Raw genomic sequence first — 24,490 nt, 5'->3', positions numbered from 1 at the left:
CGCGCCGACTGCCACCCTGGTGAACGAATCGCGCACCACCTGTGTACTCATTGTAGTCATCACGGAGGAACAATGCGCTTCACCATGGCCGCCGTGGCGCTCGCGCTCGCCGTCTTCGCAGGTGCCGGCGCTGTCGCCAGCGTGGCAACGCCGCAGCAGACCACTGGGACCACCGCGCCCGCCATCGGCCAGCCGTACGACTAACCGGTCAATTCATCCGCGTTCTTTCCGAGTTGTCCGTCCCAGCAATGAGGCTGGGCGCACGGCCGCGCCGCCGAATCGGGAACGTGCCGAGTCGGCGGCCTGGTCCGCTTCCCGCCAGCCCCGCTCCGGGGCGTCGATGAGCAGTTGTTCGCCGATCTCGGACGCCTGCGCCAATTGCTCGACACGTACACCGATCAGCCGAACGGCGCCATACGGAACGTTCTCGACGAGCAGTTTGGCGGCGGCTTGATAGACCTCCTGGGTGACATCGGTGGCCACCGGCAAGGTCCTCGATCGGGTGATCGTGGTGAAGTCCTCGAAGCGCACCTTGATCGACACGGTCCGGCCGCGCAGTCCCCGCGCCCGCAGCGTCGCCGCGGTTCGCTCGGACAGGTGCAGCAGCTCCCGCTTGAGCAGCTCCCGGTCGTGGTGATCGACGTCGAACGTCTCCTCCGCGCCGATCGACTTCTCCGCCGAATCCGGCACCACCGGTCTGGGGTCGTGCGCGTGCGACAACGCGTACAGGTGATCGGCCGCCGCCGCGCCGACCACCCGCCTCAGCCGGGACACCGGCGCGGCGGCCACGTCCCCGATCGTCTGCATGTCGATGCGCTCCAACGCCTCCGCGGTCCGACCGCCGACGCCCCACAGCGCCGACACCGGCAGCGGGTGCAGGAATTCCAGCGTCCGCTCCTTCGGCACCACCACCATGCCGTCCGGCTTGGCCAGGCCCGAGGCCAGCTTGGCGATGAACTTCGTGGACGCCACGCCGACCGAGCAGTTCACGCCGGTGCGCTCCAGCACGTCCTGGCGCAACTGCGCGCCGATCCGGGACGGCGTCGTGCGCAGCCGCCGCAGCGCGCCGGACACGTCGAGGAACGCCTCGTCCAGGCTGAGCGGCTCGACCAGCGGCGTGAGTTCCCGGAAGAGGTTCATGACCGTGCGGGACGCCTCGGTGTAGAGGCCGAAGGTGGGGGCGATGAACACCGCGTGCGGGCACAGCCGGCGGGCCCGCGTGGTCGGCATCGCCGAGCGGACGCCGAAACCGCGGGCGATGTAGTTGGCCGAGGACACCACGCCCCGGTTGCCGGTGCCGCCCACGATGACCGGTTTGTCCTTGAGCTCCGGCCGTTCCCGGATCTCCACCGACGCGTAGAAGGCGTCCATGTCGACGTGCAGGATCGGACAGCCGGTGTCGTCCGGCCACACGGTGTCCGAGACCCGGAACCGCTCCACCAGGCCGCGGGGCAGGTTGCCGCTGCGCCCCATGCCGCACCCCTCGATCACACGTTCGACTCGGACGGCGACGAGTCTAACGCCGGGGTCCGACACTCCCGGCCGCCTCACCCCCGGCTTTCGCAGGTCGTAACTGTGAGTGCCAACAGTCGTTTGGCGGAGTGTCACCCGCGAGGGCGACACGAGACGATCCAGTCCCGAAATGTGACGCGAGTCACCTAGGAGGCGGAATGTCACCCTGCGGCAGATCCCGATTCCTCACCGTCCTCGCGCTGGCCGCCGCCGCGCTCGTCCCCCTGTCCTTCACCGCTCCCGTGGCCCAGGCCGCCCCGCTGCTGTCCGGCGGCCTGGTCGATCTCGGCTGCGCCACGAGCCATGCTCACTTCCGTTGCCTGGGCAAGGCGATCAAGTCGCCGAACGGCCCCGGCCCGATGACCGTCACCACCCCCGTCGGCCTCGCGCCCACCGACATCCAGTCCGCGTACGGCGTCACCGGCCTGCTCTCCGGCGGTCGCACCGTGGCCATCGTGGACGCCATGGACGCGCCGACCGCCGAGGCCGACCTCGCCGTGTTCCGCAGCAAGCGCGGGCTTTCGCCGTGCACCACGGCCAACGGCTGCTTCAAGAAGGTGAACCAGAACGGGGCCACCAGCCCGCTGCCGGCCGGTGACTACGGCTGGGCCGAGGAGATCAGCCTCGACCTGGATGCCGTCTCCGCGACCTGCCCCGACTGCCACATCCTGCTGGTGGAGGCCAACTCCCCCGACACCGACCCGCTGATGACGGCCGTCGACACCGCCGCCAACACCCCTGGCGTCGTGGCCATCTCCAACAGCTACGGCGGCGCCGAGGACGGCACCATCACCGCCGCCGACGCGCACCTCAACCATCCCGGCATCGCCGTCACCGCCTCCTCCGGCGACTCCGGCTACGGCGTCAGCTGGCCCGCTTCCTCGCCCTACGTCACCGCCGTCGGCGGAACCACCCTCACCAAGGCCGCCGGCACCCCTCGCGGCTGGGCCGAGAAGGCCTGGTCCGGCGCCGGCAGCGGCTGCTCCGCCATCGAGCCCAAGCCGTCCTGGCAGCACGACACCGCTTGCGCCAACCGGACCGTCTCCGACGTCTCCGCCGTCGCCGACCCCGCCTCCGGGCTCGGCATCTACGACACCTACAACAGCTGCGGCACCAGTTCCTTCTGCGACTTCCTGATCGCGCTCGGGCTCGCCCAGGGCGCCGACGGCTGGGTGCAGGTCGGCGGCACCAGCCTCTCCTCGCCCATCATCGCCAGCGTGTACGCGTTGGCCGGCAACTCCGTGACCTCCGGCTCCTACCCGTACTCGCACACGTCCGGGCTGAACGACGTCACCACCGGCTCCAACGGCAGCTGCGGCGGCACCTACCTCTGCACCTCCGTCCCCGGCTACGACGGGCCGACCGGCCTCGGCACCCCGCACGGCACCACCGGCTTCTGACCAGGCCGCCGGCGGGTCCCCTGTGGACCCGCCGGCTCAGGGCCTGCGGGCCAGGGCGTGGAGCCGAGACGCCACGTCACGGAGCGGGGGCTGGGTCGCGGCGGCGACCTCCAGCTGGGCCAGTGCCTCGGCAGCGCCGGGGTTGCTCTCCAGCACGGCTCCCGGCACGAGGTCGGCGACGACGCCGTAGCCCTGGAGCAACTCGACGTCCAGGCCGGCGGCGCTCAAGGCGGCCCGAAGGCTCTCCACGTCGAAGCGACGCTTGAGGGTGTCGCCGGGCAGCTGCCCCTCGGGGTCGTCGAGCAGCTGGCGGGCGTCCACGAGCCGGCCGGCGAGTACCCGGTTGATCAACGCTGAGTAACGGTTGGCGACCAGGACGGACACCGCGCCGCCGGGGGCGGCGGCGCCGGCGAGCTGGGAGAGGGCGGCGGCGAGATCGTCGACGACCTCCAGCACGCCGTGGCCGAGGACCAGGTCGGCGCGGCCGGCGGGGACAAGATCGGACAGGGCGTCGCTGTCGCCCTGAACGGCGGTGACATGGTCGGCGACGCCGGCCTCGACGGCCCGGCGCTGCAGGGTGGCCAGCGCGTTGGGGCTGGGATCGACGACCGTGACCAGGCAACCCGCGGCCGCCAGCGGCACGGCCCACACGCCGGAACCGCCGCCGACGTCCAGCACGCGGGGCGGCTCGGCGTGCCGGCGGCGGACAGCGGCCAGCTCGGTGTCGAGCGCCAGGCGGACGGCATCGGGTCGCATGGGCCCGAGTCTATGGGTGTGCCGGTGTCGTGATCTGCGCGGCTTGTCGGAGACCGTAGGCTGCCCGTGTGCATACGGTTGCGGTGTTGAGCCTCAAGGGCGGTGTCGGCAAGACGACGGTTGCCTTGGGCCTGGCCTCGGCGGCGTTGCGCCGGGGAGTGCGCACCCTGGTGGTGGACCTGGACCCGCAGTGCAACTCGACGGCGACACTGGAACCGGCCGAGACCGAGGCCACCCTGTTCCACGTGCTGCAGAACCCCAAGCCGGAGATCGTGCGGGCGGCCATCGCGCCCAGCGGCTGGGGCGAGGGTGTGGACGTGCTGGTCGGCGCCGAGGAGGTGGAGGGGCTCAACCACCCCGACCCCGGCACCAACAAGCTCAGCCGCCTGGAGAAGGCCCTCGCCACCGTGCACGACATGCTGGAGGAGGACGAGCAGCCGTACCAGCTGGTGCTGCTGGACTGCCCGCCCTCGCTGGGCCAGCTGACCCGGTCCGCGCTGGTCGCGGCCGACCGGGCGCTGCTGGTCACGGAGCCGACGATGTTCGCGGTGTCGGGCGTGCAGCGCGCGTTCGAGGCGGTGCAGGCGGAGCGGGAGGAGCACAACCCCGACCTGCAGCCGCTGGGCGTGGTGGTGAACCGGGTGCGGCCGCGGTCGCACGAGCACCAGTTCCGCATCGACGAGCTGCGCGACATCTTCGGGCCGCTGGTGATGCCGGTGGCGCTGCCGGACCGGCTGGCGGTGCAGCAGGCGCAGGGCGCGTGCATGCCGATCCACATGTGGAACACGCCGGGCGCACGCGAGGTGGCGCTGGCGTTCAACCTGCTGCTGGCCCGGGTGCTGCGGTCGAGCCGCCGGCGAACCCGCTCGGTGTTCGCGCACGACGAAGAGGCGCCCGCCGTCGAGGAGACGACCGAGGAGACCGTCGCCGAAGAGACCGTCGCTGAGGAGGCCGCCGCCGAGGAGAGCGCGCCGCAGGAGCCGGGTCCCGTCGGCCGGCCGCAGTTCATGGAACCACACCTGCCCTGATGCCCGAGGGCGACACGGTTTTCCTCACCGCGCACCGGCTGAACGACGCGTTGGCCGGAAACACGTTGACGCGCGGGGAGATCCGCCACCCCTCGTTGTCCACTGTGGACCTCACGGGCCGCGAGGTGGTCGGCGTCGGTTCGGTGGGCAAGCACATCTTCACCCGCCTCGGCGACGGCGTCAGCCTGCACAGCCATCTCCGAATGGACGGCAGCTGGCACCTGTACCGCCCCGGCGACCGCTGGCGCCGGCCGTCGCACCAGGTCCGCGCCATTCTGTCCACTTCGGACCGTTCGGCTGTCGGCTTTCTCCTGCACGACCTGGAGTTGCTGCCGACCGCCGAGGAGTCCCGGCTGGTCGGGCACCTCGGGCCGGACCTGCTGCACCCGGACTGGGACGCCGCGATGGCCGCCGAGGCGACCCGCCGGCTCACCGCCGACCCGGCCCGGGAGATCGGCCTCGCGCTGCTCGATCAACGGGTGATGGCCGGGGTCGGGAACCTGTACAAGGCCGAGGTCTGCTTCCTGCTCGGCGTCTCCCCCTGGTCGCCGGTCTCCGCCACCGACGCGGCCCGCGCCGTCGAGCTCAGCCACAAGTTGTTGCTACGCAACGCGTGGCGCCCCGAGCAGTCGACCACCGGGGAGACCACGCGGGGCCGGCAGCACTGGGTGTACGAACGGCACGGCAAGCGCTGCCTGCGCTGTGGTCACGCCGTCGTACGGGCCGTGCAGGGCAGCGGGCTGCAGCAGCGGCCCACCTGGTACTGCCCGCACTGCCAACCCGGCCCGACGGCGTGATTACTCCGCCCGGGTGGCGAGCACCGCCACACCGCGCTTGCACTCCTTCGAACCGCCCGCGCTGCTACCGTTGAGCGATTGCCGTTACGAGGGGTGAGGTATGGATCCGATCCTGACTGCCATCGCCGGCGCGCTGGCCAAGGAGGCCGTGACCGTCGGCGGCAAGGCCATCGGCAAGCTCCTGCAGCGGGTCAAGGAGAAGTTCGCCAAGGATCCCGGCTCCGAGGTGGTCCTGGCGCAGGCGCAGGAGAACCCGGACGACACGAAGTGGGTCGACGCGCTGGCCACGGTGCTGCACCGGACCGAGGAGAACGACCCCGCGTTCGCCGCCGAGCTGCGCGAACTGTGGAGCGCGGCGAAGGCGGAGATCGCCGTCACCAGGAACACCGTGACGCAGACGGCGAAGTCGGGCGGCGTGAACAACAACATCAACGGCGCTGTCTCCGGATTCGTCGTGCAGGCCGGCAACATCGACCGCATCGTGCATCACGACTGAGCCGGGCAGGGGCGACCCACCCCGGTGTGCGGGGTGGGGGCCCGAACGCACCGTCCGGGCGGACCGTGGCCGCCGAGCGTCGAGGTGCCGGCCCCTCGGCGGAGCCGCCCATCGGCGGAGCCGGCCGGCGCGCGGGTGATCGTCAGCTGAGCTCGTCGAGCCGTTGCCGCGCAACGGGTTCGCGCGGGTGCTCCAGGACGTGCAGGATGGCGTGCGCCTTGCGGGCCTCGTCCAGCGCGGCCGCACGGTCGCCGAGTTGCTCGTGGGCCTGGCTGAGCAGGCCGCGGACGACTGCCTCCTGGAACATCCGGCGTTTCTCGACCATCGCCGCCAGGGCACGGCCCAGCTCGGCCGCGGCCTTGGCCGGCTCGCCGGTCCGCAGGAAGGTCTCGCCGATGCTGGCCAGCACCCGGCCCTCGTTGTAGCGATCACCCTTGTCCTGCGTGTGCTTCAGCGCCGCGCCGAGGCCGGCGAACGCCTCGTCGTAGCGGCCGAGCGCGGACAGGACGCGGGCCCGGTGGTGGCTGAGCAGCGCCCGCTGCTGGTCCTGCGGGGCAAGGGGAATCGCCCGCTCGATACAGTCCAGGGCCTCGGCGTGCTCACCCAGGCTGAAGTGGGCCAGGGCGAGCGACTCCAGGTCGGTGGCCAGCCCCCGAGGGTGATCGGCCGGCTCGACCGCCACGGCGGCGACGAATTCCGCCCTGGCGGCGGCGAAATCGTCCAGCGCGTAGTGGCGGAACCCCAGCTGGCAGCGCATCCGCGCCTCGGCCCGCTTGTCCTCGCGACGCACGGCCGCCCGCACCGCGACCTCGTTGACGGTCTTCCAGTCCGCGTACAGCTGGCGGTGGAAGTACAGGCCCCACAACGCCTCCGCCAGCGCCAGCACGGCATCGTCCATTTCGGACTCGTACGCGGCGGTCGCCACCTGCACGAAGTTGGCGCGGTCCGGCTCCAGCAGGTCCATCGCCTCGGCGTCGTCGCCGTCGAAGGCCGGCACGTCCGCGTAGCGCTCGCTCAACCGCCACCGCTGCGCGGAAATCACCTTGTCGGCGGCGATCGCGCGGTCGACGTACCACCACACCATGGCGCGCAGCGCCGCGAGCTGCTCGGCCGCGCTGTCGGTGCGGTGCAGCTGCTGCAGGGCGTGCCCCTGGGCGAGCGAGCTGAACGAGTAGCGGTCGCCGTGCGAGGCCCGCAGCAGACCGGCCTTCGCCAGCGTCGTCAGCAGCTCCTCGCCGTCCGGATCGAGCGCGGTGGCCAGGTCAGCGTCGAAGTCGGCCCCGGGATGCATGGCGAGCAGCCGGTACAGCCGCGCCGCCGCCGGCGGCAGGCTCTGGTACGACACGTCGAACACCCCCTCGTCGTCCCGGGCATTCCCCGGCAGTTCCTCAACCGGGCACGACGATCCAGGCTACTCGCGGCGTCGGCTGCGTCACACCACCGGTGGCCACCGTTCGCGTGCCCGCCGTGACCAGGCACGATAGGGCCCGTGGTGTACAAGCAGCTGGTCCGCAGGACGTTGTTCCGGTTCGGCGGGGGCGACCCCGAGGTGGCCCACGAGCGCACGATGACCGTGCTGCGGCGGGTCGCCGCGATGCCGCCGGTGCTGTCGGCGCTGCGCGCCCGGTACGGCGTGGTGGCGCCGCGCACGGTGTTCGGCGTGCACTTCCCGAACCCGGTCGGGTTGGCCGCGGGCATGGACAAGGACGGCGTCGCGCTGCCGGCGTGGCCGGCGCTGGGCTTCGGCTTCGTGGAGGTCGGCACCGTCACCCGGCACGCGCAGCCGGGCAACGACCGGCCGCGGCTGTTCCGGCTGCCCGACAGCGAGGCCGTGATCAACCGGATGGGCTTCAACAACCGGGGCGCGCAAGCGCTTGCGGACCGGCTGGACCGGCTCGGGCCGCTGCCGGTGCCGCTGGGCATCAGCCTCGGCAAGTCCAAGGTCACGCCGGTCGAGCGGGCCGTCGAGGACTACCGGCACTCGATGCGGGTGCTCGGCCGGCACGGCGACTACTTCGCCGTGAACATCAGCTCCCCCAACACCTCCGGCCTCCGCTCGCTGCAGGACCGGGCGGCGCTCAACGAGCTGCTGGCCGGCATCCAGGAGGAGAACGCCGACAACCGGCCGCTGCTGGTGAAGATCGCCCCCGACCTCACCGACAGCGCCATCGGCGAGCTGTTGGAGGTCTGCGGCGAGCACGAGATCAGCGGCGTGATCGCCACCAACACGACCCTGAGCCGGGACGGCCTCGCCGCGTCGGACCGAGCCAAGGCCGAGGAGACCGGCGGCCTGTCCGGCCGGCCGCTGGCGGCCCGTGCACTGGAGGTGGTCCGCCTGGTGCACAAGGAAACCGGCGGCCGGCTGCCGATCATCGGTGTCGGCGGCATCTTCGACCCCGACTCGGCACAGCGGATGATCGACGCCGGCGCCGACCTCGTGCAGGTCTACACCGGCTTCATCTACGAGGGCCCCGGCCTGATCCGCAAGATCAACCGCTCGCTGCGCTGACCCCACCGACGCTCGGAACGGACCATTCCTCAACTCGGAGTTTGAAAATGGTCCGTTCCGAGCGGTCCGGGGTTGACGCGAGGCGGGAGTGGCGGTAGACGCCGGCCCGGTGCTGGGTGAAAGGACCATTCCTGACGTTGAACGTGAGGAATGGTCCTTTCCGAACGGTCTGGGGTTGACATACGGGTGGCGCCTGCCCCAGGAGAGGAGGGCAGGCGCCACACGTGGTCGGAGAAACTAGATCAGGCCCAGGAAGAGCAGGCCGTTGGGCGTCCCGAGGCCGGTGACGTTGTCGTAGCCGCGGGTGGTGTGGATGGTCTGGTCCGGGTCGTTGTACGACCGGACGCTGCGCACGTAGCCGTCGGTGGCGTCGATGCCGTTGACGTAGTCGACACGGACCGAGCCGCCGTCGACCGGCTTGACGTCGGTGACCGCCGGGGTGTGCGACAGGGCCTTGTACAGCCACGGGTTGATGAACCCGTGCCGGCCGCCGAACTGGTCGGCGACGGCCATCAGGCCGGCCATCAGCGGCGACGCGAGGCTGGTGCCGCCGATGCGGTACTCGCCGTACTTGACGCTGCCGTCGGGCCAGGTCTGCGTGATGCCGATCAGCATGCCGGTGGTCGGGTCGCCGTCCATCGAGATGTCCGGCACGACGCGGCCGCGGTTGTTGCCGGTCTGGTTCTGCTTGGCCAGCGCGTCCGGCACGACGCCCTTCTGGTAGTTGGGCTCCGGGAACAGCACGGAGGTGCCGCCGCCCGAGCCGTACAGCCAGGCGCCCGGCGCCGGCGGGTTCCACGCGCCGTTGGTCAGCGTGGACTTGCCGGTGGCCCACCCGGTCTCCAGCACCTTGCGGCCGTCCTTGCCGATGCCGAGGCTGGTGCCGCCGACCGCGGTCACCCACGGGCTGGTCGCGGAGAAGTCCGCCGACGGGTGGCCCAGGTCGTGGCTCTCGTCGCCGTCGTCACCGGAGGAGAAGTACACGCCGATGCCCTCGGCCGCCGCCTGGATGGCGATGGACTGGAACGCCTGCACCTCGTCGGCGGGGACGTCCTCGCCGTTGTTGCCGTACGAGTTGGAGACGATCTGCGCCAGGTTCTTCGACACGATCGTGTTCAGCGCCTTGTCCAGGCCCTCGTCCGAGCAGTCGGCGCCGCCGACGTAGAGGATCTTCGCGCCGGGGGCCATGGCGTGCACGGCCTCGACGTCCAGGCTCTGCTCGCCGTACCAGCCGGAGGCGTCGCACTGGTCGGGGTCCTCGGAGCCCGGCGTCGGCGGGAACACGATCTCGCTGTACTGGGACCTGGTCAGCGGGTGCGCCGGGTCGTGCCGCTTGGCGTACTCGGCGGCGTCCGCGTACAGCGTCGGCGAGGCGAACGCGTCGACGATGGCGACGGTGACGCCGTGGCCGTCGAGGCCGAAGCGGCCGGCGATGTCGAGCTGGGAGGCGGCGCGCAGCTGGGGCGGCGTGTAGCCGCAGACCGCGTACGGCAGCTGCTTGCCGGCGTAGGCCGGGTCGGTGGTGTCGACCTGCTGGCCGTAGTAGTCCGAGCAGGGCCGAGCGTTGACGAAGGCCGCCGGCGGCGGGGCCACCGCGGGCTGGCTCGTCTTGGCCTTGGGCTGCACCGCGTCGGGCGTGGCGTCGCCGGCCGCGCCCACGTGGGACGGCTTGAGCAGCGCCGTGGCCTGATCGATGTTGATCACGCCGGAGACGTACGACGCGACGGCGGCCGGGACCGACAGCGCGCGGTCCTGGGACCGCAGCGTCTTGCCCTGCACCCGGTACTCGCCCAGGGTGACGCCGAACGCCTTCTGCACCTGGTCGACCGTGCCGGTGGCCTCGACGTAGGCGTTGTTGGCGGGCACCTCGCCGGCGGCGAAGCCGGCCGAGGTCAGCCAGTTGCGCACCGCGGAGACCGCACCGGCGGTCGGCGCGAACCGGGTCCGCACCTGGTCGGTGCTGAGGAACTTGCGGTAGGACGGGCTGGTCGGGTCGGACACGGCGGTGGCCGCGGCCTCGAGCCCGGCCTGGTCGGCCAGCTTCAGGTACACCCGGAAGGTCAGCTTGCTCGCCGCGTCGGCGTTGCCGACCTTGGCGTTCGGGCTGGCCCACCGCGGGTGCGAGTCCGGAATCACGGACTGGCCCGCCGCGGCGGCGGACGGCACCAGGCCGGTCATACCGGCCCCGGCCATCGCCAGCGCAAGCAGCATCGCTGGAGTTCTTCGCACGAAATTCGCCCCTTCTGAAGTCCCCGCGACAAAAAGTCACGGGACGGATTTCAGCCCCCGCGCGGCAATCGGGTCCCGCAGCCCACCGCACCGGGTGCCAGGAAGGCTAACCCTGAGGAGAAGCTGAGGAAACAGGGAGATTTTCAATGTGATCGGCGGTTTTAACAGAACCGATTGACGTCAGCCGCGCGCGGCCTTCAGCGTTCGGAGCAACGGGTGTCCCACCACGATGAGCAGGGAGCCCCAGGCGATGCCGCCGAGCGCGACGCCGCCGATCGGGACGGTGAGGTTGCCGACGCCGGCCACCAGCGCGGCCGCCGCGACCATCAGGTTAACCGGGTTGAGAAGATCGACTCGATTGTCCAGCCAGATCCGAACGCCGACCAACGCGATCAGGCCGTAGAGCAGAACCATCGCGCCGCCCAGCACACCGGTCGGCATCGTGTTGAGCAATGTGCCGAATTTCGGGCAAAAAGACAGCCCGATAGCACACACCCCGGCGACGGCGTAGGCGGCGGTCGAGTAGACCTTCGTCGCCGTCATCACGCCGATGTTCTCCGCGTACGTGGTCGTGCCGGAGCCGCCGCCGATGCCGGCGAGCGCGGTGGACAGCCCGTTGGCGATCAGCGCGTCGCCGACGCTGCCGTCCAGGTTGCGTCCGGTCACCGAGGCGACCGCCTTGACGTGCCCGACGTTCTCCGCGACCAGCACCACGACCACCGGCAGCACGGCGAGCACCACGTTGGGCCGCAGCTCCGGCCCGGTCAGCTGGGGGAAGCCGAACCAGGCGGCGTTGGCGACGTCGTCCAGCCGGGCCGCGCTCAGCCCGCCGGTCAGCGCCGCGGCCACCCAGCCGGCGAGGATGCCGATCAACACCGACGCCCGGGAGAACAGGCCGCGCCCGAGCACCCCGCACAGCAGGATCACGGCGAGCGTGAAGACGGCGAGGCCGGGCTGGTCCTGGAAGTTGCGCGTGGCCGACGGGGCGAGGTTCAGCCCGATCAGCATCACCACGGCGCCGGTGACCACCGGCGGCATCAGCGACTCCAGCAGCCGCACGCCCAGCGCCTTCACGGCGATGCCGACGAACACCAGCAGCACGCCGGTGGCGAGGACGCCGCCGAGCTGCGCGGGCAGGCCCTCCAGCCGGGAGGCGGTCAGCGGCGAGATGAACGCGAACGAGGAGCCGAGGTAGCTGGGCACCCGGTTGCGGGTGACGACGAGGAACAGCAGCGTGCCGACGCCGGAGAACAGCAGTGTGGTGGAGACCGGGAAGCCGGTGCTGGCGGGGACGAGCACGGTGGCGCCGAACATGGCGGCGACGTGCTGGAGGCCGAACCCGACGGTCAGCGGCCAGCTGAGCCGCTCATCGGGGGCCACCACCTCGCCGTCCGTCACGCGGCGACCGTCGCCGTGCACGGTCCACAACGCCACGTCAGACCTCCCCGTGGGTCCGGCTGCACTGCCTCGCCCGATCCTGCCACGGCCGGTAGCGGTCTCGGCTAGATAACAAACTGATAATCACACATTTGCCTGAAGAATCTCCACCGCCCCGCACAATGTGCTGCCATATCCGTCACTTAGAGTCACAGCTCACGAGAGAGTGGCGCGAGGTCCGCCCGGCCGGCGCAATGGTCCGGCACCGAACAGCGGAGCCAACCGGGCTGCACGGGCGGTCGCCGCGAACGGGGACGACGGGGCGGGCCCGCCGACGCCGGGCTGCGGCGGCACCGAGGCGGACCTGCGGGATCGAGGTGGGCGAATCGATCAGCGGTAGTCGTCCGGGCCGGACAACTCGCGCAGGGCCGAGGCCAGGCCGGAGAGCCGGTCGCTGGCGTCGAGCAGCGCCTCGTTGGGCGAGACGGGGCTGCTGGCGATGACCGCCTGCCCGGCGGTGCCGATCAGTGCGAGATAGCCGTCGAGGCCCTCGTCGAGGCGGCGGCGCAGGTCGGTGATGCCCTGGTCGAGCGGCCCACGCTGGGATGCCGGCGCGATGGTGCGGGCCCGCTCGACGGCGGCCAGCTGGGCGGCGACCGCGCGCAGCGCGGTGGCGGCCTCGGTGGCCGACTCCTGGGCGTGGGCCAGCGACTCCGCCGGCAGCGGGGCGAGTCCGCCGGGTCGCGGCGTGCCGAGCTGGACCAACAACTCCGCGAGGCTGGCTTCGGCCTCGGCCAGCCGGCGCATCGGCTCGCGGGCGGCCGAACCGGCCGGTGGCAGCCGCACCGGCGGCGGGACCGCGGGCGGCAGCGGCTGACGCTGCAGCGTGACCAGCTTCCGCACGGAACCGGACGTGCAGTAGAGGAACAGGGCGGTCACGATCATGGACGTGAAGCCGCCGACCGTGGAGAACAGCTCGGCATGCGCGGCGTCGATGCCGACCCAGACGCCGCCGAGCGCGGTGGCGCCGGACCACGCCGCCGTGGAGCGCTTGGCCCGCCGACGGCGGCGCAGCAGCTTGGCGCGGGGGTCACGCCAACCGTGCACCTTGGTCCGGACGGTGTCGGCAACCGGACCGCGCAACTGTTCGCCGACGGACTGGCCGAGCCTGATCAGCTCGCCCAGGTCCCGCCTACGCGGTCCGGCCACCATCGCTCTGCTCCCCCGTCACCGGCTCAGGACTGCTGCTTCTCCTGCTGCACCCGCGCCGCGATCTCCTGCTGGATGCTGGACTGGTTGACGGCCGGGGCCGACGCCGGCGCCCCGCCGGTGACCTCCCCGGCCACCGAGCCGCCGCGCAGCGAGGCGCGAATCTGCTCCAGCCGCGCGTTGCCGGCCATCTCCGTGGTCGACGCCTGCACCTCGAGCATGCGGCCCTGCACCGAGTTGCTGGCCAGCTCCGCCGAGCCGAGTGCGGTGGAGTACCGCTTCTCGATCTTGTCGCGGACCTCCTCCAGCGACGGCACGTTGCCGGGCGCGGCGAGCTCGCTCATCTGGTTGAGCGAGCGGGCCACCTGCTCCTGCATCTTGGCCTGCTCCAGCTGGCTGAGGAGCTTGGTGCGCTCCGCGAGCTTCTGCTGCAGCATCATCGCGTTGCGCTCGACGGCCCCCTTGGCCTGCGCCGCGGCCTGCAGGGCCTGGTCGTGCAGGGTCTTGAGGTCCTCGATGTTCTGCTCGGCGGTCACCAGCTGGGTCGCGAAGGACTGCGCCGCCTGCTCGAACTGCTGCGCCTTGGCCTCGTCGCCCTTGGCCCGGGACTCGTCGGCGAGCACGAGCGACTGCCGCGCCGACGCCTGGAGCTTCTCCACCTCGCCGAGCTGCCGGTTCAGCTTCATCTCCAGCTGCCGCTGGTTGCCGATCACGGCCGCGGCCTGCTGGGACAGCGCCTGGTGCTGCTTCTGGGCCTCCTCGATGGCCTGTTGGATCTGCACCTTCGGATCGGCGTTCTCGTCAATCTTGGCGGAGAACGCCGCCATCAGGTACTTCCAAGCCTTCACGAAAGGGTTGGCCATCTCCTCCGCCTGCCTTCTGCCTACTCCTGGATGTGCGAGAACGCCGCGACCAGGCCAACGAGCCGGTGGCGGTGCGGGTTCCATCGTGTCAGGTGAGCTGGGCCGCTACCACCGACCCCGCCGAATATCAGGGTGGCCCCTGAGCGGGAACCTGGGGCAGGCCCCGGGCCAGCACCCGGACCTGGGCCAGGTTCGCGCGCAGTTCCACCAGCTCAACGGTCCGGTCGGGATCGGGGACGTGGGCCGAATCACGAACGCGTTCCAACCCGGTGACACACGCGTGCATGCGTGTCGCGAGGGCGTCCCTGGTGGCGTGCAGTCGCTCCGCCGTAGCCAGACGATCACTCACCGCTCGATAGGCGGTGGTCAGCTCCGCGCCACCGGCCCCGTCCGCGGCCAGCCGGGCCGCCAAATGGTCACGGGTTCGGCGCAGGCGGGCGGCGGGCAGCGCGGCCAACGCCCGGTCGACGGCGTCGATGTCCGCCGCGGCGGCCCGCATCTCCGCGAGCACGCCGACGGCGTTGTCCTCGTAGGGGCAGTCGCGCAGTTGACCGACCGCCAGTTCGGCGCGGTCCACCCAGTCGACGTCGTGCCGGCGCTCGTGGACCGGCGGGCCCGCACGGGCGACGGGCCTGCGTCTGGTCAGCACCAGCAGCGATCCGGCGGCGACGGCCAGCAGCACCAGGGCCACCAGCAGCGCCACCAGCTCGAATTCGTCCAGGGTGGAGCGCCTCCTCGCGTCTTACGCGGCGACCACGACCTCTCCCCGCGGCGGGGTGATCGTGGGCAGGCGGTGCGTGAGCACCGGCTGGAGCCGGATGTCGCTGAGGCTGTCGCCCACGGCGTCGTGCACCAGCCGGCCGCCCTCGTAGGCGGCGTCGGCGGACTCGCGCGGCTTGGCGGCCTCGTCCGCGGTCGGCCCGTTGGCCATCGCGGCCAGCGCGCTCATGTCGGAGGCGACTGTGTGCAGCAGGTCGGCCATCGGCAGATCCAGCGCATCGCAGATGGCGGCCAGCAGCTCGCTGGACGCCTCCTTGCGGCCGCGCTCCACCTCCGACAGGTAGCCCAGGCTGACCCGTGCGGACCGGGACACCTCACGCAGCGTGCGGTGTTGGGTGGTGCGTGTGTGGCGAAGCCGATCACCGATCGCCTCGCGAAGCAGCACTGTCATCGCGCGCCTCCTTCCAGCCGGGCCCGTACCGACCACGTTACCCAGACGGCACCCCCGCTGGCACCGACTTCTCACCACGTACGCCCAAGGCGAACGAGTGAATCAACCCGGATGTTCCCCGGCCCACGGTGACCAGGCAAGATCCCCGACACCGCGTTGACCAGGGCTTGAGCGGGTCCAGGTCGATCCTCCACCGATCATGGCAACGCGTCGCGGACGGCGCGGGTTCACCACACGATCGAGCGGCTCGCCACACTTTGAGACGGGGGAATCGGGCACGTTCGGCTACCCGCGGTTCACCTCAGGCAATCCCGGAGAAGGTCCAGCACCGCGGTCACGCTGCCCTCGCGGACGGCCTGCCGGCCGCCGGTCAGGCTCAGCCGGCGCACCTCGACGCCGGGCGGGCCGGCCACCGCCACGTACACCGTGCCGGGTGCGACACCGTCCTGCGGATCCGGGCCCGCGACGCCGGTCAGGCCGAGGCCCCACGTCGCCGCGCAGCGGTCGCCGGCGCCTCGGGCGAGTTGGGCGGCGACGTCCGGGTGCACCGCCCCGTGCTCGGCGAGCAGCCCCGCGTCGACGCCGGCGAGCTTCGTCTTCAACTCGGTCGCGTACACGATCAGGCCGCCGCGCAGCACCGCGCTCGAACCCGGGACCGAGGCCAACTCCGCCGCCACCATGCCCGCCGTCAGCGACTCCGCGGTCGCCACCGTCTGGCCCAGCTCGCGCAGCCGGGCGATCAGGTCCGCGGTCACGGGGTCTCCGCCACCGCGCGCAGCCGGAACGCCCGGACCACGTAGTCCACGCCGGTCACGACCGTGAGCAGCAGCGCGACACCCATCGTCACCCAGCGGACGAACAGCAGCCACGGCGGCAGCGGCAGCAGGTAGAAGCCGATCGCCACGATCTGCATCAGCGTCTTGGCCTTGCCGCCCCGGCTGGCCGGGATGACGCCGCGGCGGATCACCCAGAACCGGAGCAGGGTCACGCCGATCTCGCGGACCGCGATCACGATCGTCACCCACCACGGCAGGTCGCCGAGGACCGACAGGCCCACCAGCGCGGAGCCGGTCAGCGCCTTGTCCGCGATCGGGTCGGCGATCTTGCCGAAGTCGGTGACGAGGCCGTGCTTGCGGGCCAGGTCGCCGTCGATCCGGTCGGTGATCGAGGCCAGCACGAACAGGCCGAACGCGACCAGCCGCCACAGCAGGTCCTCGCCGCCGCCGGTGAACAGCGCGAGCAGGAAGAACGGCACCATGACCAGCCGCGACACCGTCAACACGTTGGCGATGTTGAGCAGCGGCACGGCTCTCGGCTCGTCTCCCTCACTCATCGCGGCAGCACTTCGATCGGGCGAACGATGAGGTCCACCCCCTCGCTGTCGGTGACCTCCGCACGGACCATGTCGCCGACCTTCAGTCCCTCGGCGTCGACGATCACGCACTCCCCGTCGACCTCGGGCGCCTGGTGGGCGGCCCGGCCGACGCAGTCGCTGTCCTCATCCTCCTCGTGCTCGACGAGGACCACCACCTGCTCGCCGATCCGGTCCTCCGCGCGCTGCGCCGTCAGCTCCTCGACCAGGGCCGAGAAGCGGGCCACCCGCTCCGCGACGGTGTCGGCGTCGAGCTTGCCGTCCAGGGTGAGCGCCTCGGTGCCGTCCTCGTCGGAGTAGCCGAACACACCCACCGCGTCCAGCCGGCCCTCGGTCAGGAAGCGCTCCAGCTCGGACAGGTCGTCCTCGGTCTCGCCGGGGAAGCCGACGATCACGTTGGTGCGGATGCCCGCCGTGGGGCTCAGCTCCCGGATCTGCTTGATCAGCGCCAGGAACGAGTCGGTCGAGCCGAAGCGGCGCATCCGGCGCAGCACCGCCTCGCTGGAGTGCTGGAAGGACAGGTCGAAGTAGTCGGCCACGCCCGGCGTCGTCGCGATCGCGCGGACCAGGCCCGGGCGGGTCTCCGCCGGCTGCAGGTAGGAGACGCGGACCCGGTCGATGCCCGGCACCTCGGCCAGCCGCGGGATCAGCGTCTCCAAGGCCCGGACGTCGCCCAGGTCCTTGCCGTACGAGGTGGAGTTCTCGCTGACCAGGAACAGCTCGCGGACCCCCTGCGTGGCCAGCCAGGCCGCCTCGCCCAGGATCTCCTCCGCGCCGCGGGACACGAACGCGCCACGGAACGACGGGATCGCGCAGAACGAGCAGCGCCGGTCGCAGCCCGAGGCGATCTTCAGCGGCGCCACCGGCGAGTCGTCCAGGCGGGTCCTGAGCACCTGCGGGCCCCAGGCCGTGCCGTGGCCCGGGAGAGCCACCTCCGGGGCCTTCTGGGGTCGCTGCACCGGGCTGATCGGCAGCAGCGTGCGCCGGTCCACCGGCTTGTGCGCCTCCACCGTCCGGCCCTGGAGGATGTCGTCGAGACGCTCCCCCAGCTGCGGGTAGTGGTCGAAGCCCAGCACCGCGTCCGCCTCCGGCAGGCTCTCCGCCAGCTCCGCGCCGTAGCGCTCGGCCAGGCAGCCCACCGCCACCACCTTCGCGCCCGAGTCCGAGGCCGCCAGCAGCGTGTCCACCGAGTCCTTCTTCGCCGACTCCACGAACCCGCACGTGTTCACCAGCACGACGTCCGCGCCGCCCTCGTCGGGGTCGACCAGCTGCCAGCCGTCGGCCGTCAGCCGGCCGGCCATCTCCTCGGAGTCGACCTCGTTGCGGGCGCAGCCGAGGGTGAGCAGGGCGACACGACGGGACGTGGAGGGGGAAGACACGTGCTCAAGGGTATCCGCCCGGGGGCGTCCTTCAGTCCGGGAGGACCTGTCGGACCAGTTTCCACACTCCGGTGGACGGGTTCTGCCCGTGATCCCGCCCACTCGGATCGAGCCGCTCCGCCCTTCGCACTGCCTCCGCCACACCCGGGTCGAACTGGTCGAAGTCGAGGCGGCACTTGTCGTACCCCGGCACGTGCTTGATCAACTTCGGCAACAGCTGCCGGTAGCTCGCGCTCTCCCCGCGGTGGTCGCAGAAGTGCAACAACAGCCACAGCTCGAAGCAGGGATTGGACACCGCGAGCCGCACCTTCAACTTGTCGGCCAGCTTCACCGCCTTCGCGATGTCGAACTCGTCGGTGTCCACCACGCACCACACCTCGTCGAAATCACTGCCGACCTTATGCGCGTGCGTAACCAACTGTTCGGGGTCGATTCCCTTGCCCAGCACCTTGACCTGAACCGCCGGATTCCGCCGCGCCCGCTTCAACCCGTCGAAGTAGTCCGGCTCGGTCCGCGTTCCCCCACATACGATGAGAACCTGCTTGCGCGGTTCCCTGAAGGCAGCCCGCCGCCTGGACGAGTTCTCACGACGCATTTCGCGTCCGAACCGCCTCGGCGAAGTCCCGCTCCGACAGCACCGGCACCGCCCCGTAACTGCCGCCCAGGTACCGCCGCTCGGTGTTCTCCCCCTTACGCGGATGGAAATCCGTCAGCGGATACAGCTTGCTGGCCCCCTCGCCGTCCTTCTCCACGAACCACACCTGGTCGCGCTTGAGCACCTCGTCGCCGAGCATCGTGCCCAGCAGCGAGGTGTCGTGGGTGGTGAAGATCAGCTGCGCGTGGTTCGGATTGGTTCCGGGCTCCTGGAACAGCCGCACCAGCTGAGCCGTCAGCTTCGGATGCAGGCTCGTGTCGAGCTCGTCAAGAACCAAGGTCTGCCCCCGGTCGAGCGCCGTCAACACCACAGGCAGCAACACGACCCAGGATCTCGTCCCCTCCGACTCCTCGATGAAATCAAGAACCGCCTCCGATCCTGCATGCGTGAAAGCAATCCGAGGCAGTCGATCGTTGGCGTCCAACTCAGAAGGCTCGATCACATGCATACCGCGCACACCGACATCAGCAACCCGAACAAGGTCAGTTACCCGCTCCAGGTTATGCGGCGACAGATTTAGGAAATCACCCAGTCGACGCGTGTCATTTCTGAAGCCGAACGGACGGAACGCCAACACATCATCAAAGAACCGGTACACGGGATACAGTTGAACGACATTGGACTGCACCGCAAGACCGAGGAACAACGCGTTCGGCCTCATGAGCCCGACGAGTCCCTCGAGCTTGTTTGCCGCCAGTTGAACGGTGCTGCCGATCTTGACCTTGTCGCCCTCCCGCTCGAACATCACTCGCCTGCGTTTCTCCGGATAGCTGTACAACCACTCGGACAGCACTCGCGAGTCGTCCACCAGGAAGCCGTACGTATGAGGCACACCGTCGAGCAACACGTCGACGACGAAGGCCGACGGGTCCGCACCCGCTTCGGGGTCGAGCTTGAACGGCCGGCGGGGCACACCACCATCGGGCGACCAGCGACCGAAAGAATGCCGTACGGCCATGGCCATGAACGCCAGCGCGTCGACGAGGTTGGACTTGCCCGAGGCGTTCGCGCCGTAGACAGCCGCGACCGGCACAGCCGGTTCGTTGTCTTGGTACGCGGGCAGCAGGAGGAGCTCCTGCTCATCCCGGATCGACCGATGGTTGGCAACTCGGAAGCTGCGGAGCACCTGACACCTCCCTAGCGGCGGCTACGCGGCCTTCCGTGCAAGTAAATCGTACGAACCGACCTCTAGCCTAGCTCAGGCCGGATGTCGATCACTTCGTCACGACGAGAGCTTTCGTTCGAGGGGGGTGCGGAAGCGGGGGGTGACCCGGACGTCGCCGAGGGCGGCGGTGAGGCGGTCGATCTCGACGGCGATGGCCTTCACGGCGGCACGGGGCAGTTCGGCCAGCGGCTCCCAGGCAAGAGAACGGTCGGGGCGCTGGGCCCAGACGCCGACGACGCGGCCGTCCCACCAGACGGTGGGGCCGATGTTGCCGGAGCGGTCGAAGAGCTCGGAGCGGTCGGCGGGCAGGTACCAGGACCGCTCCTGCCAGCCCATCGGCGTGGGGTCGAGGGCGGGGAGCAAGGCGGCCCACGGGCCGACGTCGGGGACGTCGAGATCGGGGAGGACATGCGCGGTGGAGCCGTCGTCCAAGGACACGGTCTCGGTGTCGGCGAGGGCCTTCCGAACGTCGGTGACGGTCCAGCCGGTCCACCACTTGATGTCGGCGACGGTGGCGGGACCGTAGCGGTCGAGCCAACGGCGGACGAGAGCGGCCTTGGCGTCGGGGACGTCGTCGAAGGGGACGGAAGGGGCCCAGCGGAACTGGCTGCTGGTCCACCCGCCGCGAGGACGGGAGCGGCGGATCAGGCCCTCGGCGGCGAGCACCCGGATCAGCCGGGTGCCGATGCTCTGCGTTGCCTCGTAGGGCTTTCCGGCGGCGACGGTGACCTGCTCCCGCAGCTCGGGGACGTCAGAGCCGAGGTCGGAGAGCACGGCCTCGCCGCGGGCAGCAAGGGCGGAAATTGTCGACTTCTCGACACCGGCCAGCCACGACTCCGAGTAGCCGGCCTCGGCGAGGAACTTGACGAAACCGGCCCGCTCACGGGCGGCGATGGCGCGGCCGGTCGAAGACCAAACAACCGGGGCAAGGTCGCCGGGGACGGCAAAGAGCGTCCGTCGCATGGCGAGCATCCGGTGCAGCGTCACCTCGCCGTACAAAGCCTTCTCGACAGCCTCGACGGAAGGCTCCCGCAGCCGGGCGAAGATCGACAGGAACACCGTGGCGGCGTCGGTGGCGTGCAGGGCGAGCACGGCGTCGGCGACCTCTTCGACGGTGTCGCCACGCCGAAACAGCAGATGGCGGGCCCCGAGAAGGGCCCGCCTCTGCCTATCGGTGATTCGTCTCACCCGGACAGCATGCCGGTCAGCTCACCGACTGCACGACAACCGACGCGCGACCTACGACGGAGCCGTCCTCCAGCACGAGGTGCAGCTCGCCGACGAGCACCCGCCCGGCGCCGGGCTGCGCATTCGCGGTGACGGTGCCGGCAACGGTCCACGTGCTGCCGGACGGCCGGTTGGCGCTGTTGTCGTTGACGGTCACGTTGCCCAGCGACGGCGAGATGTAGATGTCGCTGTAGTCGTACGCGGTCGTGCCGGCCGGCACGTCGTAACCGTCGATCTCGACCTGCCAGTGCCCGGCGGCCGGATTGTTGATCGTGACCTGCTCCTCGGCGGTCGAGCTGCCGCTGGTGCCGGCCTGCACGCAGCTGCCGCTGGTGCAGTCGTAGACGATCATGTCCAGGTCGGCGGCGCCGTCGGACGGGTTGCCGATCTTGGCGGTGAACGTCGTCATGCCCGCCGGCACGGTCACGTCGACCTTCTGCACCTGGCCGTGGCCGATGGTCGGCCGCGAGGTGGCCTTGCTGCCCAGCGTCCCGCCGACCAGCTTGCCGTTGATCGCGGCCAGCTGGTTGGACACGCCGTACTGCCGCGCGACCGGGCTGCCGAGGGTGGCCGACGCGATCGTGTCCGGATCGGGGCTGATCTTGGTGCCGATCAGCGCGGTGGTCAGCGTGAACGGCGTGCTCAGCTCGTCGGAGGTGCGCCGCGACTCGACGTCGATCTCCCACACGCCCGGCATCGGGTTGACGACGGTGCGGCTGGTCGGCGTGCCGCCGGCGCAGCCCGCGCCCGCGTCGGGCAGGTAGCAGTTGGTGGAGGTGTTGGAGTCCAGCGGAAGACCGGTCGGGTCGACGCGCAGGAACCGGATCTGCCCGGTGCTCGCGGCCATGTCGACCTTGAGCGCGGTAGCGCCGGCCGGCACCCGGACGAACACGCTGGTGTTCTCGTTCCGACTGATCTTGCCCTTGGTGGTCGTCGTGTAGCCGTTGGCCGCGGTGAAGTCCGGCACGGCGACGACGGTGTTCATGGTGAGCAGGTTCGTGCCGGAGACCTTGAGCAGCGCGGAGTGCACGCCGGCGCCGCGCGGGTTGATCTTGACCTCGAACGACACCGGCTTGTTCAGCGGCAGCACCACGGATCCGGCCGACCTGAACGTGCCGTCGTTGCCGGTCCACTGCACGTCGTACCGGGTGTTGCGGTTGGGGCCGCTGGTCCGGGTCAGCGTGTACGTGCGGGTGTAGGCCTTGCCGGGGGTGACGCCCTCACGGTCGTAGATGCCGACGCCCTGACCCGGCGCGGGCTTCAACTGTCCACTGAGGACGGTGTTCACCGGCACGCTGGCGGTCACCGCGGCCGGCGACACGTTGTCCTGCAAGCGGTGGAACGCCGCCGGGACGTCGATCAGGCCGGCGCCCTGCTCGTACGCGCCGACGCCGGGCACGAACTTCGCGGTGGACTTGATCGCCTCACGCAGCGAGGCCACCGGCGGCCGCTGCCCGTGATGCGTCGCCTTGTACGCGCTGATCAGCAGCGCCGCCGCGCCGGTCGCCTGCGGGGCGGCCATCGAGGTGCCGTTGAACATGGCGTACCCGGCGGGCAGCGCGTAGGTGCCGGCGACCGGGCCGCCCGGCTGCCACGGCGGGATCGTGGAGATCGCCGAGCCGGGGGCGACGATGTCGGGCTTGAAGCCGCCGTCCTCACGCGGGCCGCGGGAGGAGAACGGGTGCAGGCCCTGCTTGGCGGCCGTCACCGAGCCGTAGTTGGACAGCCAGGTGGCGTCGGTGATGTACGAGCCGACGCTGATCGCGTCGGTGGCCACGGACGGGTCGCCGACGGTGTTCGCGCCCGCGCCGCTGTTGCCGGCGGAGATGAACAGCTGCACGTTGAACTCGGCGATGGTCCGGTTGTACAGGTCGGCGCGCGCGTTGTTGCCGTCGTTGAGCGCCGGCAGGCCGCCGATCGAGATGTTGATCGCCTCGGCGCCGTTGCGCGCCGCGTACAGCAGGCCGTCGATCAGGCCGCTGGCGGTGCACGAGGACGAGGTCAGGCACACCTTGACCGCCATCAGCTTCGCGCCCGGCGCCGCGCCGGCCATCTTGCCGCCGAACAGCGAGTTGCCGGCGACGATGCCGGAGACGTGGGTGCCGTGGGCCGCGCCGGCGATGCCGATGTCGACGAACGCGGTGCCGCCGCCGGTGTAGTTCGACTTGTCGGTCTGCACGACGAACGCCACCGTGCCGAGGTGGCCGACGTCCTGCTTGTACCGGTAGTCGATCATCGGGGCGTTGTTGGTGAAGTCGCCGTCCCCGTCGGTGTCGACGCGGACCTCCTTCGTGGTGACGTCCTGCAGGATGCCGAAGGAGTCGGTCTTGTCGCCGTCGCGGTTGAGGTCACCGCCCAGCTCGCCGCTGCGCAGGTCGCCCGCGGTCTCGGCGAGCGTGCCGATGGTGTACGGGCCGCCGGTCGCCGGGGCCGTCCAGTTGCGGCCGCCCGCGCTGAACTTGCCGGTGTAGCGGGTCTTCGACATCGCGACCCAGGTTCCGTCGCCGGACTCCACCGGGTCGTTCGCGTCGTACCAGTCGACGATCTTGCGCTCGCCGGTGGTGGTCTTGGCCAGCGCCGGCGTGTCCAGGTCGATGCCGGAGTCGAGGATCGCGACGGTGGCGCCGCGGCCGTCCCACTGCGGCACGGCCTGCGCGAACTGCGCGGCCCCGGTGTCGCCGGTCGGCAGGTACGGGTTGACGCGCGGCGTGTCCTTGCCCGGCGGCTTCTGCGGCAGCGGCGCGCTGGTGCCCTCCGGCCGCGGGTCGTCCTGCTTGATCAGGCCGTCGACGTCCACGGACTTCACGGCGCCCAGCTGCGCGGCCTTCTCGGCCTTGTCGCGCGGCACCTCGACCTTGATGTAGTCCACGTCCTTGGCGGCCGTGTCGACCTTGCCGCCGAGGTCACGCAGCTGCTGGACCGCCTGGTCGGTGCGGCCGCGCTCGGCCGCGACGACCAGCGTCACGGTCGGCTTGCCGGCCCGCTCGGCCTGGGCGACCAACTCGCGGTCCTGCTTGTCGAGCTGCTTGGCGGAACTCGGGGGCGCATCCTCGGCGCTGGCAGCAGGGGTGGCCAACGCGAAGGCGCTCGCACCGAGCACGCCGGCCAGTGCGATGGCACCAGCCCGGCGTCTGAGATGTGCGGTCACTGGGGGGAATCCCTTCCTGGGGGACAACGCCAACGAAGCACACCTTTCCAACAGACGGCCCACAATCGGACATAAAGAGCATCTTCCGCCGATCGTCGTGAACTGTTCGGCCGAATGGTGCCGCGACACGCCGTCGGACGCCGCCGACCGCGCCTGCCTTCGCCGCAGTGACGCCCTTGCGGGTCCAGAATCCCGGG

Annotated in this window: 22 protein-coding genes; 6 read left to right on the top strand and 16 right to left on the bottom strand. The window is 70.9% G+C overall.

Going from position 1 to position 24,490, the window contains the following annotated elements:
- The first annotated feature begins 72 nt into the window (after window positions 1–72).
- Complete coding sequence (locus tag BJ998_RS48665; protein WP_281392995.1) at window positions 73–204, top strand: hypothetical protein; 132 nt, start codon at window positions 73–75, stop codon at window positions 202–204.
- Window positions 205–213: 9 nt separating this feature from the next.
- On the opposite strand, the gene BJ998_RS27260 is transcribed toward BJ998_RS48665, so the two are convergent.
- Window positions 214–1,473 (bottom strand): DNA polymerase IV, encoded by a 1,260-nt coding sequence (locus BJ998_RS27260; protein ID WP_184866152.1) that lies wholly within the window; start codon window positions 1,471–1,473, stop codon window positions 214–216.
- A gap of 197 nt (window positions 1,474–1,670) precedes the next feature.
- Between BJ998_RS27260 and BJ998_RS27255 the strand changes: the two genes are divergently transcribed.
- Window positions 1,671–2,912 (top strand): S53 family peptidase, encoded by a 1,242-nt coding sequence (locus tag BJ998_RS27255; RefSeq protein ID WP_184866150.1) that lies wholly within the window; start codon window positions 1,671–1,673, stop codon window positions 2,910–2,912.
- 36 nt (window positions 2,913–2,948) lie between these two features.
- Here BJ998_RS27255 and BJ998_RS27250 read toward each other — a convergent pair whose 3' ends face one another.
- Entirely contained in the window at window positions 2,949–3,668 is a 720-nt protein-coding gene (locus tag BJ998_RS27250; protein ID WP_184866148.1) for a class I SAM-dependent methyltransferase, read from the bottom strand.
- 68 nt (window positions 3,669–3,736) lie between these two features.
- On the opposite strand from BJ998_RS27250, the gene BJ998_RS27245 reads away from it, so the two are divergent.
- The 3 genes from BJ998_RS27245 to BJ998_RS27235 all read left to right on the top strand — a co-directional run bounded on the left by BJ998_RS27245 (window position 3,737) and on the right by BJ998_RS27235 (window position 5,989).
- On the top strand, window positions 3,737–4,696 hold the full coding sequence (locus tag BJ998_RS27245) for a ParA family protein (RefSeq protein WP_184866146.1): 960 nt from the start codon (window positions 3,737–3,739) through the stop codon (window positions 4,694–4,696).
- Complete coding sequence (locus BJ998_RS27240) at window positions 4,696–5,493, top strand: Fpg/Nei family DNA glycosylase (protein WP_184866144.1); 798 nt, start codon at window positions 4,696–4,698, stop codon at window positions 5,491–5,493. The genes BJ998_RS27245 and BJ998_RS27240 overlap by 1 nt, the downstream gene beginning before the upstream one ends.
- A 100-nt stretch (window positions 5,494–5,593) precedes the next feature.
- A complete protein-coding gene (locus tag BJ998_RS27235) occupies window positions 5,594–5,989 on the top strand; it encodes a hypothetical protein (protein WP_184866142.1) in 396 nt (131 codons plus the stop codon).
- Window positions 5,990–6,131: 142 nt separating this feature from the next.
- Here BJ998_RS27235 and BJ998_RS49245 read toward each other — a convergent pair whose 3' ends face one another.
- The gene (locus BJ998_RS49245) at window positions 6,132–7,334 is read right to left on the bottom strand and encodes a tetratricopeptide repeat protein (RefSeq protein ID WP_184866140.1); all 1,203 of its coding nucleotides are present in this window, start codon (window positions 7,332–7,334) and stop codon (window positions 6,132–6,134) included.
- Window positions 7,335–7,478: 144 nt separating this feature from the next.
- Here BJ998_RS49245 and BJ998_RS27225 point away from each other — a divergent pair, with 144 nt between their 5' ends.
- Window positions 7,479–8,498 (top strand): quinone-dependent dihydroorotate dehydrogenase, encoded by a 1,020-nt coding sequence (locus BJ998_RS27225; protein ID WP_184866138.1) that lies wholly within the window; start codon window positions 7,479–7,481, stop codon window positions 8,496–8,498.
- 237 nt (window positions 8,499–8,735) lie between these two features.
- Here the strand turns inward: BJ998_RS27225 and BJ998_RS27220 are convergent, their stop codons facing one another.
- From BJ998_RS27220 to BJ998_RS27160, 13 genes are all read right to left on the bottom strand, one after another.
- Window positions 8,736–10,727, bottom strand: a complete 1,992-nt coding sequence (locus BJ998_RS27220; protein WP_184866136.1) for a S53 family peptidase — start codon at window positions 10,725–10,727, stop codon at window positions 8,736–8,738.
- Between the two features lie 180 nt (window positions 10,728–10,907).
- Complete coding sequence (locus BJ998_RS27215; RefSeq protein WP_184866134.1) at window positions 10,908–12,161, bottom strand: uracil-xanthine permease family protein; 1,254 nt, start codon at window positions 12,159–12,161, stop codon at window positions 10,908–10,910.
- Window positions 12,162–12,494: 333 nt separating this feature from the next.
- Entirely contained in the window at window positions 12,495–13,316 is an 822-nt protein-coding gene (gene pspM / locus BJ998_RS27210) for a phage shock envelope stress response protein PspM (RefSeq protein ID WP_184866132.1), read from the bottom strand.
- A gap of 23 nt (window positions 13,317–13,339) precedes the next feature.
- On the bottom strand, window positions 13,340–14,176 hold the full coding sequence (locus BJ998_RS27205) for a PspA/IM30 family protein (protein WP_184866130.1): 837 nt from the start codon (window positions 14,174–14,176) through the stop codon (window positions 13,340–13,342).
- Between the two features lie 127 nt (window positions 14,177–14,303).
- On the bottom strand, window positions 14,304–14,879 hold the full coding sequence (locus tag BJ998_RS27200) for a hypothetical protein (RefSeq protein WP_184866128.1): 576 nt from the start codon (window positions 14,877–14,879) through the stop codon (window positions 14,304–14,306).
- Window positions 14,880–14,918: 39 nt separating this feature from the next.
- A complete protein-coding gene (locus tag BJ998_RS27195; protein WP_184866126.1) occupies window positions 14,919–15,347 on the bottom strand; it encodes a helix-turn-helix domain-containing protein in 429 nt (142 codons plus the stop codon).
- A gap of 296 nt (window positions 15,348–15,643) precedes the next feature.
- Window positions 15,644–16,102: a CinA family protein gene (locus BJ998_RS27190; RefSeq protein WP_312890352.1), complete on the bottom strand. Its 459-nt coding sequence runs from the start codon at window positions 16,100–16,102 to the stop codon at window positions 15,644–15,646.
- Window positions 16,099–16,680, bottom strand: coding sequence for a CDP-diacylglycerol--glycerol-3-phosphate 3-phosphatidyltransferase (pgsA, locus tag BJ998_RS27185; protein ID WP_184866124.1), 582 nt, complete (start codon window positions 16,678–16,680; stop codon window positions 16,099–16,101). The genes BJ998_RS27190 and pgsA overlap by 4 nt, the downstream gene beginning before the upstream one ends.
- The gene (rimO, locus tag BJ998_RS27180; protein WP_184866122.1) at window positions 16,677–18,098 is read right to left on the bottom strand and encodes a 30S ribosomal protein S12 methylthiotransferase RimO; all 1,422 of its coding nucleotides are present in this window, start codon (window positions 18,096–18,098) and stop codon (window positions 16,677–16,679) included. Before rimO ends, pgsA begins: the two co-directional genes overlap by 4 nt.
- Before the next feature lie 31 nt (window positions 18,099–18,129).
- Complete coding sequence (locus tag BJ998_RS27175; protein ID WP_184866120.1) at window positions 18,130–18,693, bottom strand: RloB family protein; 564 nt, start codon at window positions 18,691–18,693, stop codon at window positions 18,130–18,132.
- Window positions 18,683–19,879, bottom strand: coding sequence for an AAA family ATPase (locus tag BJ998_RS27170; RefSeq protein ID WP_184866118.1), 1,197 nt, complete (start codon window positions 19,877–19,879; stop codon window positions 18,683–18,685). The genes BJ998_RS27175 and BJ998_RS27170 overlap by 11 nt, the downstream gene beginning before the upstream one ends.
- A gap of 96 nt (window positions 19,880–19,975) precedes the next feature.
- The gene (locus BJ998_RS27165; protein ID WP_184866116.1) at window positions 19,976–21,106 is read right to left on the bottom strand and encodes a winged helix DNA-binding domain-containing protein; all 1,131 of its coding nucleotides are present in this window, start codon (window positions 21,104–21,106) and stop codon (window positions 19,976–19,978) included.
- Between the two features lie 16 nt (window positions 21,107–21,122).
- On the bottom strand, window positions 21,123–24,293 hold the full coding sequence (locus tag BJ998_RS27160) for a S8 family serine peptidase (RefSeq protein ID WP_312890351.1): 3,171 nt from the start codon (window positions 24,291–24,293) through the stop codon (window positions 21,123–21,125).
- Between the last annotated feature and the right edge of the window lie 197 nt (window positions 24,294–24,490).

The organism is Kutzneria kofuensis (assembly GCF_014203355.1).
Taxonomy (GTDB): Bacteria; Actinomycetota; Actinomycetes; order Mycobacteriales; family Pseudonocardiaceae; genus Kutzneria; species Kutzneria kofuensis.
Note: the sequence above shows the minus strand (reverse complement) of the source record. Positions and strands in the feature narration are given on the sequence as shown.

What these genes read in the sequence shown, in the direction of transcription:
- BJ998_RS27260 (WP_184866152.1), bottom strand. Translation starts at nt 1,473, where the DNA reads ATGGGGCGCAGCGGCAACCTGCCCCGCGGCCTGGTGGAGCGGTTCCGG.
- BJ998_RS48665 (WP_281392995.1), top strand. Translation starts at nt 73, where the DNA reads ATGCGCTTCACCATGGCCGCCGTGGCGCTCGCGCTCGCCGTCTTCGCA.
- BJ998_RS27205 (WP_184866130.1), bottom strand. Translation starts at nt 14,176, where the DNA reads ATGGCCAACCCTTTCGTGAAGGCTTGGAAGTACCTGATGGCGGCGTTC.
- BJ998_RS27175 (WP_184866120.1), bottom strand. Translation starts at nt 18,693, where the DNA reads ATGCGTCGTGAGAACTCGTCCAGGCGGCGGGCTGCCTTCAGGGAACCG.
- BJ998_RS27195 (WP_184866126.1), bottom strand. Translation starts at nt 15,347, where the DNA reads ATGACAGTGCTGCTTCGCGAGGCGATCGGTGATCGGCTTCGCCACACA.
- BJ998_RS27235 (WP_184866142.1), top strand. Translation starts at nt 5,594, where the DNA reads ATGGATCCGATCCTGACTGCCATCGCCGGCGCGCTGGCCAAGGAGGCC.
- BJ998_RS27250 (WP_184866148.1), bottom strand. Translation starts at nt 3,668, where the DNA reads ATGCGACCCGATGCCGTCCGCCTGGCGCTCGACACCGAGCTGGCCGCT.
- pgsA (WP_184866124.1), bottom strand. Translation starts at nt 16,680, where the DNA reads ATGAGTGAGGGAGACGAGCCGAGAGCCGTGCCGCTGCTCAACATCGCC.
- pspM (WP_184866132.1), bottom strand. Translation starts at nt 13,316, where the DNA reads ATGGTGGCCGGACCGCGTAGGCGGGACCTGGGCGAGCTGATCAGGCTC.
- BJ998_RS27240 (WP_184866144.1), top strand. Translation starts at nt 4,696, where the DNA reads ATGCCCGAGGGCGACACGGTTTTCCTCACCGCGCACCGGCTGAACGAC.
- BJ998_RS27255 (WP_184866150.1), top strand. Translation starts at nt 1,671, where the DNA reads ATGTCACCCTGCGGCAGATCCCGATTCCTCACCGTCCTCGCGCTGGCC.